Here is a 1,901-nt window from a genome sequence, read left to right on the forward strand (position 1 = left end):
CACTTTTACTTTAACAGGGAGCCTTTTTCTTTTCTACTTTTCTCCTCGCTATAAGCTACTTTTTTACCCCCGGCTTAGCCGGGGGCCCAGTTTGTCCCAAAAGTCCTTTTGCCAGGCTGGGGCAAATTTTGAACTTTCCCAAACGTTCAAAATTTGGTTTGATTCAACACGAAAGACACCCCTCCAGGGTTTCTTTCACACGATCTTCCTTCCCGCTGTCCAACTCTGCTCCGGTTTTATGACAGTCTGAGCCGCCCGCAGGGCGGCGCAAACGAAGCCGGGCAATACCAATCCCGTCCAGACAACGAACGCCGCTCCTGCTGGCGCTGTGGAGGCAACAGGGCAAAATAAAACCGCCTCCACGGGGGAGGCGGGGACAGGCCTCGTGCCCTTGACGGAACAAGCGGCGGCAAACCTCGCGACCGGGAAAAACAATATCGTGGCCAGAACGATCAACGATATTGTGTCCTTTGTCAAGAATGCGCGTTCAAAAAAAGGCGGAAGCGAACGTTTATATATGGGAACAATTCCTGACTCCGCAGCGAGACTGATCCGAGACCAAACGGGAGTGGAAGTTTCCGGATATACCGCTATCCTTCCCGGAAGTTCCGTTCAGCACATTTTCAAAAACCACGGGGACACTCAGAAAGAGGCCACAAGGGGGCAGCGCGCGGTCTCGGCAGAAGATATCGCACAAATCCCAAGGGTTTTGGCCTCACCCGATGTGGTAACGCTATCTGAGGATACAGATGTCTTTGGACGGCCCGTGCTGCTATTCTCTAAGCAAATCGGAGATACTTATATCACCGCTCAGGCAGTAACGGACGGACGGCATATGCTGGCGACAAATACCCTCTGGATACAAAAAAAGAAGAACCCACTTGTTACGGAGTCCAATGCCGCTAAACGCGACCCTGCACATAACGCCCAAAGCGTACCGCCGTCAGGTTCTTCCTTTGAAAGCCCTCCCTCCGGGGTGGATGCCTCCATGGAGACCCCAACCTCTACGTCCAAGACGACGGAGCCTGAGCTTTCTTCTGCCCCCATTATAGCAGATTCCTCCGCAAAGGGCAATACCCAGTATGCCCAAAATTCCGGGGGGCAAACCGGGGATGACGGCGTAGGGGCCGCGAATGCGGGATTTTCCGGGGATTACAACCGTTTGCAGAACCAGTCGGAGCGCTTCCACCCGGAGGGCGAGAAGGCGGCCCGCCCGGTGGACGTTCCGGTGGAGGACTTCCAGGGGCGGAGCATCCCAAAGTCCGCAGCCACCGTCCTGGAGGCCGGGGCGACGCCGGACAGTGCGGTGGAGGTCATTGAACAGGCCATCGCCAACGGCGAGTTTTCGTTTGACCGCATCACGGATGAGGCGGCCCAAAAACGGGCGCGCCAGACCGTAGAGAGCAAGGGATGGGACGCTGCGCGGGAGTCCTTCCACCAGCAGGCGGCGGGCGGGAAGGCAGGAAAAAACACGATGGCCCTTGGCCAGCTGCTGCTGAACAACGCAATGAACGCGGGGGACAGCCGGGCGGTGATCGACATCCTGACCGACTACGCCGCCCTTTCGACGCAGTCAGCGCAGGCCATGCAGGCGCAGAGAATGCTGAAGAAACTCTCCCCGGAGGGCCAGCTTTATGGCATCCAGCGCAGCGTGGAGAACCTGCGCGGGGAGCTGGCGGAGCGCTATGGGGACAAGGCCCCGGACCTGAACATCGACGAGGCGCTGGTGGATCAGTTCCTGCAGGCGCAGGATCAAGCCGGGCGGGACGCGGCTATGGAGAAGATCTACCGGGACATCGCCCGGCAGGTGCCCGCCACCTGGATGGACAAGTGGAACGCATGGCGCTATCTGGCCATGCTGGGAAACCCGCGCACCCACGTGCGCAACATCGTGGGCAACG

Annotated in this window: 1 protein-coding gene and 1 pseudogene; both read left to right on the forward strand. The window is 58.4% G+C overall.

What is annotated here, in order from left to right; all coding sequences use genetic code 11:
- Nucleotides 1-517 precede the first annotated feature (517 nt).
- Nucleotides 518-862, forward strand: a pseudogene (locus tag NE547_RS18695) (hypothetical protein); the annotation flags it as partial.
- A gap of 126 nt (nt 863-988) precedes the next feature.
- A partial coding sequence (locus NE547_RS17835; RefSeq protein WP_256176612.1) for a hypothetical protein occupies nt 989-1,901 on the forward strand: 913 nt, incomplete at its 3' end.

The organism is Flavonifractor sp. DFI.6.63 (assembly GCF_024462255.1).
In the GTDB taxonomy this organism is placed as follows: Bacteria; Bacillota; Clostridia; order Oscillospirales; family Oscillospiraceae; genus Lawsonibacter_A; species Lawsonibacter_A hominis.